Source organism: Muriicola sp., assembly GCF_041567615.1.
Lineage (GTDB): Bacteria > Bacteroidota > Bacteroidia > Flavobacteriales > Flavobacteriaceae > Muriicola.
The window spans coordinates 1-6,626 of sequence record NZ_JBFGBM010000155.1 but is presented as its reverse complement, the minus strand read 5'-3'; the positions used below and the strand labels follow the sequence as shown (position 1 = coordinate 6,626).

Genomic DNA, 6,626 nt, shown 5'->3' with positions numbered 1-6,626 from the left:
GAGATCGCCTCTTTAATCAATGACAAAATTCAGTTAACCGCGATCGGGGGCTATATATTTGAAATGTCAGATCAGCTTAAGTTCAAGCCTGCCTTTCTGGCTCATATGGTGGAAGGCCTGCCATTGCAATTTAACCTGTCTGCCAACTTTCTCTTCAGTGATGTATTTACAGCGGGTGTTGGGTATCGGGTAAATAATTCCCTGAGTGGCCTGGCCGGGTTTCAGATCTCAAGTGCTGTATTCGTAGGGTATTCCTACGATTATAACACCAATAACCTCGCTCAGTACAACCAGGGCTCCCATGAATTGATCCTAAAGTTCTATCTTGGTGCTGGAGACGGTGCTGACAGGGAAAAACCGGACAGGCGTAAAGGCAAACCAAAACAAGTAGATTCCCCAAGATTCTTCTAAATGAACATAAAGCTGCATATCAGGAATATTCTTCTGGCCTCCTTCCTTCTGGTCAGCGCGTTGGCAGTGGCTCAAAAAAGGGGATCCAAGGCCGATGTCCTGTTTTTTGAATACAAGTACAACGAGGCGATCAGGGAATACCTCCAGGAAATGAGGAAGGCCCCGCTGACCAACGATCAGACGATCAATTTAGCCGAGGCCTATTTTAAAACGGGAAATATTGACAGGGCTGCCGAAACCTACTCACAGGTGTATAAAAAGGAAGGAAAGATCAGGGATTCCTATTTCAATACTCTGATGCAGGTGCTGGTAAGGACCGTAGGGAGAGACAGTGCGATGACATTTTTCTATGAACAATCTCAGGCCTCTGACCCCTTTTTGAATGAGAATGCCGGCTTTAACTACGATCTTATCCGGACCAATGACACCATGGGATTGCGTTTCGACATTTTCAATGTAAATGTGAATTCACCTCAATCCGATTTTGCCCCCGCTTTTTACAAGGATCAGGTACTCTTTACCACCGGCAGGCCACAGGTTTCCAAGAAAAGTTCAAACCCGACGGGGGAATCTTATTTGGATATCTTTGTCGCCAATTCAAATAACCAGGGCAACCTGATCTCTGCCAGCCCGTTTCAGGGAGTGCCTGAATTCAAATATCACCAGGGAACACCATTCCATTCCGAAGCATTGAAATCTGTATTCTACGTGCGTTCCAACGAACAGGCCGGAGAGCTCGTGTTCGATCAAAATGGCAAGAATTCCCTGGCTATGGGCTCTACCGACCCCGGGGGGAATTTTCGATTTCTACTAAAAGACCTCAGTACTTCCTTCTATTACCCATTTTACGAGGCGCAAAGTGGCAAGCTTTACTTTGCGGCCAATTTCGAGGATGGATTTGGGGGTACCGATCTGTACTATGTGTACACCAATAATGGGTTGATCATGTCATCTCCCATCAACCTAGGTCCCCGCATCAATACTCCTGGAAATGAAATTGCCCCTTATATCTTTGAAGGGAGCCTGTATTTTGCCTCGGACGTATTCTACGGTCTGGGCGGAATGGATACCTATAAATCCGATATCCTGGAGGAGAACACTTACAGTATCCCGGTCAACCTAGGGAGGGGATTGAATTCGGAAAAGGATGATTTTGGCTTTATCATTAAGAACTACAGGGAAAACAGTCTTATAGGATACTTAGGGTCCAACAGGCCGGGAGGCAAAGGCAGTGACGACCTTTATGGCTTTATTATCGAAGATAAACCGGGGATCAAAACTTTCACCCTTAGCGGGAGCGTTGTAAACCTGCAGACCAATGAGCGTATCCCGGATGCTGAGATCCGTTTGCTGGACAAGGAAGGGAAGATCATCAAACAGGGTCAGACAGATGACAAGGGAATGTTTCGCATAGAGATTCCCTGGCAGGAAGCTATCACGGTGGAGGCTACCAAAGACAGGTATTCTACCTTTTCGGACACCTTTGCGGGCGATGACATGGACGAGATACAAAATGACTCCTTCAATATGGGGATCGTGAGTATAGATGACCTGGTCGAGAAGGCCGAAGATCAGAGGGTCCTGAAATTGAATAAATTCTATTTTGATAAGGGAAGGAGTGCAATAACTCCGGAGATCGCTGCGGAACTCGACAAGGTGGTGGATGCGGTCTCCCGATTTCCACAGTTGCAGTTGCGGATAGAATCACATACAGACAGCAGGGGAGGGGCGGCCACCAACTTCAGGATCTCCCAGAGCAGGGCGGATGCGATCAAAAATTACCTCGAAAACAATGGCGTATCACCCTCAAATATCCTCTACTCCATAGGATACGGGGAAGACAAACTCCTCAATGATTGTACGGACGGAGTGTTCTGCCTGGATACCTTCCACAAAAAGAACGAAAGGCAACTGATCGTTGTGCTGAATTACGATCTCCTCTTCTAGAACAGCACGATCCAGCAATAGTACAACGCAAAAAGCGAAAGAAAAACGATCCCGGCATAGGTGAGATACTGAAGTCCTTTCCCGGGATGAAATGCCTTGGGAAGGTCATCGCTCATTACATTCTTCAGATTCATGTAACCCACAATGGGTGCCATCACAAAAGAGATAAATGTGGCAAGGGCGACCAGCGTACCCATGTTGGCACCAAAGGCTGTGAGTACTATATAATTCACAATGGCCAGGCCAATGATACCGATAGCAAAGTACTTCCTGCCCGAGTAATGTTTGTGCTCAGGGGTGAGGTGTTTCAGGATATCCAGACTTACCCTGGCAATGGCGTCATGGGCCGTCATGCAGGTGCTGAACATGGTGGCGAAGGCAGAGACGGCTATGAAGATATAGGCCCACTTACCTATATGCGTGGTGAAGAGTTGTACCACCTGATCGGCAAAGGTGACGGCATTGTCACTCAAAACCGTCTGGGTGCCATAGAGGGTCATCCAGCCGATGATCAAAAAGAACACGGCCAGAAGGGCTGTCATATAGTACCCTGAATTGAATTCCTGCAGGGCCTCGTTCAGGGGCAACCTTCGTTTGGTCACCTTCTGCTTTTCCAGGGTCCACAGGCTGATCCAACTACTGGCCTCCACAGCCGTGGGCATCCAGCCTACAAGTCCGATCAAAAAAAGGATGCCTACCTCATCAAAGATCGGAGAAGGGGTAAAGTTTGCAACAGGTTCTGCCTGCCCTTTGAACAGCACGAGTACCGTTGTGACGAGCAACGCGATAAAAAGGATAGTAACGACGAATTTCAGGGATAATTCCAGGAAACGGTACCTCCCTATGATCAGGACGGCAGAGATAAAAATAAACAGTCCCAGGGCTATGGTACTGACGGAGAGGCCGTCGACTTTAAAAAGGTTTATGAGCAGACCGGCGGTTACCACATACAGGGCCGCAAGGATGGTGAACGTAGTGACGAGGGTGATAAAGGCATACAGCCAGAGATATGCCCTGCCCCGATTTCGATAGCCCTCGATCAGAGAGGTGTTGGTCACTGTGGTATATCGTATACCGTATTCGAAAAAAGGATATTTCAGCACATTGGCCAGGATGATGGGGATGACCATGACCCATCCGTACTGAGCTCCTGCTTTGGTGGAAAGGACCAGATGGGATGTCCCAATGGCCATACTGGCAAAGAGCAGGCCGGGTCCCAGGTTCCTGATCAGCGTCTTGATACTTGGCATAGGAAGTGATCTGCTCTAAAGTAGGACATTTTACACAAATACGGAATCTGTATTATTCAATCGCCTGACCGGAACGGGGTTGTGTGTTTAGCGCGAGGTCGACAAAGACCTTTACCCGGGCAAAATACTCCCTTACCTGGACCTTGAGACCGTCGGAGCCCTGGAGGTCTGTAGCGTTAAAACCTATGGCGTAAAGACCTTTCCGTGAGGCAAGGTAGATGGCTCTTTCATTCTGGAATTTTTGGGAGATTACCGTCACGCTGTCCAGGCCGAAGACCTCCCTGGCCCTCACCATGGAGTCCAGGGTACGGAAACCGGAAGGATCCAGCATGATGCTGTCTTCCGGTATGCCCCCGGCAACCAGGTCTTTTTTAAAGGTGTCGGGTTCATTGTAGTATCGGGTGGCATTATCCCCGCTCACCAGCACCCGGTCGATCTTACCCGCCTTGTAGAGGGCCAGTGTGGCATTGACCCTGTGGGTGTAGTAAGGATTATTGCCCCCGGCTATGAGTCGACTTGAGGTGCCCAGTACGATGCCAACTTTATTCCTGGGTATGGTGTTGATTGAATTAAAGGTCTTACCCTCTGCGCCCCTGTCGATGATGGCATCGCAGATCAAAAGAGTAGAGAGAGGAAGGATAAATATGAGGAGGACAAAATTGCGCAGGCGTCTTTTCATCAAGAAGTAATCAGGCAGATAAAGGTAAGGAAATGCCGGGTAAAGACAGAAGTGAAAAAATACGATATGGGAAAAATAGATAGGATTTTTTAGATCTACGGAAAAACTATTTTAATTTTCATGTCCTCTTTATTGATGCTGGCTGATTCTCGCGGTATAAAAAAGCGAGAATGTCTCTGTGCGCCCTTAATAGGCAAGACATTTTATTTTCTATCTTTAGTAACTGATCCTAAAACCGAGCACTATGAAGATTCTTATGAGTTCCAAACTGGCATACTGTATTATTTTCTGCTTCTTTCTTCAGGGATTCCTGTTTGCACAGGAAACCCCGGAAGCTGTGGGTCACTGGGACCTCGAGGTGCAGTTGGGAGACCAGTGGGTACCTTCCTGGCTGGAGGTGAAACAATCCGGCTCCAAGGCCCTGGTGGGACATTATGTGAGTTATGCCGGTAGCGCAAGACCCATTTCAGAAGTGCATTATAAAGAGGGTTTGATCAGCTTCAGTATTCCCCCCCAATGGATCGGTACGCATTATATGATGTTCACTGGAACGGTGAATGGGGATGCCATGGAGGGAAGCCTCCTGGATCATATGGGAATGCCACATGCATTCAGGGGGGTTCGGGCACCAAAATTGCTATACCCTGATCCCGAAAAATGGTCCAGGCCCAGGGCCCTTCTCAAGGATAACAGCCTGGATGGATGGAAGATACAGGGGGAAGGCACGAATCAATGGTTTGTGAAGGATGGGGTACTCACCAGCCCTGCTTCGGGAAGTAACCTGATGACCGAAGAGAAGTTTATGGATTTTAAACTGCATATAGAGTTCCGTTATCCCGAGCATTCCAATTCCGGAGTGTACCTGAGAGGGAGATATGAAGTGCAGGTGGAGGACAGCTACGGGAAAGAACCGTCTTCAGTTTATCTGGGTGGTGTTTACGGATTTCTGATGCCCAATGAGAATGTCGCGAAAAAAGCGGGCGAATGGCAGACGTATGACATCACCCTGGTAGGCAGGCGGGTCACTATCGTGGCCAACGGCAAGACGATCATCCACAGGCAAATCATCCCCGGTATTACGGGAGGGGCTCTGGACAGCAAAGAAGGAGAACCCGGACCTATTTACCTGCAGGGTGATCACGGTCCGGTGGAGTATCGCAATATTACCATCGCTACTCCGGCTCAATGAGCCAGGATGCACAAAAAAGTCATGATTCATGATGAAGTACGTCTTACTCACACTATCGCTATCGCTGTTCTTCACAGCCTGTCAGGAACAGAAGGAATACAGTTCTGTAGACCCTGTCAACTGGGGAAAGAGGACCATCAATTTGCCTCAGGATTCTCTGGTGACGGGGAGTACCTACCTGTCTGTATATTCACAGATCTACAGTCAGACAGAACACGTTACCCACGATCTTACCGCGACGGTTAGTATGAGGAATATCAACCGGCAGGACACGGTCTATCTAACCGGTACGGAATATTTTGACACTCACGGGAATGCGATACGGACCTATTTTAAAAATGTGATCTACATAGCTCCTATGGAGACTATCGAGATCGTTATAGATGAGCACGACCGGGAGGGAGGCACCGGAGCTAATTTTATCTTCGACTGGAAGACAGCTCCCGGGGTTGCTGAACCCCATTTTGAGGCTGTCATGATCTCTACCTCCGGCCAGCAGGGCCTTTCTTTTGCTACTAGCGGACAGCGTATCGAATGACGAAAGAGATCGAGCCTGCGTAGACCTCATTTAAGAATAAGTATCGCAGGTGAATTTCAAATTGTGAGGATATGACTAAAAAACTGTTTTTCCTTTCGACCCTGATATTCCTGGGATGTTCATCCCCGGGCCCCGGTAATTTCGGGGACCTCTTAAGGGATAGTCCTTTTATAACAGGGAAGGAATCCTATCTTAAGTCGCCCTTTGTCACCGCCGGGGACCGGGTGTACCTTGTAGGGCACCAGGACGGGAGCTTCCCGGAATTGGGTTGGCATATTACAGGGGAAATGGGCGGACTTTGGGATCATCCCATCAAATTGCTCGACGGATTCGACATCGTTTTGAATATAGGGGATAACTCTTTTAGTCTGGACGAGGCTCGATCATTCACCAACTACCCCATGGCCAACCGGCATAGTTATCTTCTTGACCAAGCCGGTATTAGCGCTGAGCGATGGCAATTCGTGCCGGATGGGGAAGAAGGAATCCTGATCCAATTTATCCTGATCAATGAGGATGATCGGAAAAAGGAAATACAGGTCGACTTTACCGGTCATGTCGACCTTCGACCTACCTGGCTGGGGGAAAGGACAGAGATGATAGACGGACAGG

6 protein-coding genes and 1 pseudogene are annotated in these 6,626 nt (G+C 48.4%); 5 read left to right on the top strand and 2 right to left on the bottom strand.

Going from position 1 to position 6,626, the window contains the following annotated elements; translation table 11 throughout:
• Both ABYP73_RS10420 and ABYP73_RS10415 read left to right on the top strand, forming a co-directional pair.
• On the top strand, positions 1-411 hold a 411-nt coding region (locus ABYP73_RS10420; protein ID WP_372974277.1), incomplete at its 5' end, for a PorP/SprF family type IX secretion system membrane protein.
• Positions 412-2,358, top strand: coding sequence for an OmpA family protein (locus tag ABYP73_RS10415; protein ID WP_372974276.1), 1,947 nt, complete (start codon positions 412-414; stop codon positions 2,356-2,358). It begins immediately after the preceding gene.
• Here the strand turns inward: ABYP73_RS10415 and ABYP73_RS10410 are convergent.
• Both ABYP73_RS10410 and ABYP73_RS10405 read right to left on the bottom strand, forming a co-directional pair.
• On the bottom strand, positions 2,355-3,608 hold the full coding sequence (locus ABYP73_RS10410; RefSeq protein WP_372974275.1) for an NRAMP family divalent metal transporter: 1,254 nt from the start codon (positions 3,606-3,608) through the stop codon (positions 2,355-2,357). The genes ABYP73_RS10415 and ABYP73_RS10410 overlap by 4 nt on opposite strands.
• 52 nt (positions 3,609-3,660) lie before the next feature.
• Complete coding sequence (locus tag ABYP73_RS10405) at positions 3,661-4,287, bottom strand: vancomycin high temperature exclusion protein (RefSeq protein WP_372946181.1); 627 nt, start codon at positions 4,285-4,287, stop codon at positions 3,661-3,663.
• Between the two features lie 244 nt (positions 4,288-4,531).
• On the opposite strand from ABYP73_RS10405, the gene ABYP73_RS10400 reads away from it, so the two are divergent.
• The 3 genes and pseudogenes from ABYP73_RS10400 to ABYP73_RS10390 form a co-directional block, all read left to right on the top strand.
• On the top strand, positions 4,532-5,476 hold the full coding sequence (locus ABYP73_RS10400; protein ID WP_372974274.1) for a DUF1080 domain-containing protein: 945 nt from the start codon (positions 4,532-4,534) through the stop codon (positions 5,474-5,476).
• Between the two features lie 28 nt (positions 5,477-5,504).
• Positions 5,505-6,014 (top strand): DUF3124 domain-containing protein, encoded by a 510-nt coding sequence (locus ABYP73_RS10395; RefSeq protein WP_372974273.1) that lies wholly within the window; start codon positions 5,505-5,507, stop codon positions 6,012-6,014.
• Positions 6,015-6,085: 71 nt separating this feature from the next.
• Positions 6,086-6,626: pseudogene (locus ABYP73_RS10390) on the top strand (glycogen debranching protein); the annotation flags it as partial.

Bases quoted from the DNA above. Each gene is read 5' to 3' on its own strand.
- ABYP73_RS10415 (WP_372974276.1), top strand. From the start codon at position 412: ATGAACATAAAGCTGCATATCAGGAATATTCTTCTGGCCTCCTTCCTT.
- ABYP73_RS10410 (WP_372974275.1), bottom strand. From the start codon at position 3,608: ATGCCAAGTATCAAGACGCTGATCAGGAACCTGGGACCCGGCCTGCTC.
- ABYP73_RS10405 (WP_372946181.1), bottom strand. From the start codon at position 4,287: ATGAAAAGACGCCTGCGCAATTTTGTCCTCCTCATATTTATCCTTCCT.
- ABYP73_RS10400 (WP_372974274.1), top strand. From the start codon at position 4,532: ATGAAGATTCTTATGAGTTCCAAACTGGCATACTGTATTATTTTCTGC.
- ABYP73_RS10395 (WP_372974273.1), top strand. From the start codon at position 5,505: ATGATGAAGTACGTCTTACTCACACTATCGCTATCGCTGTTCTTCACA.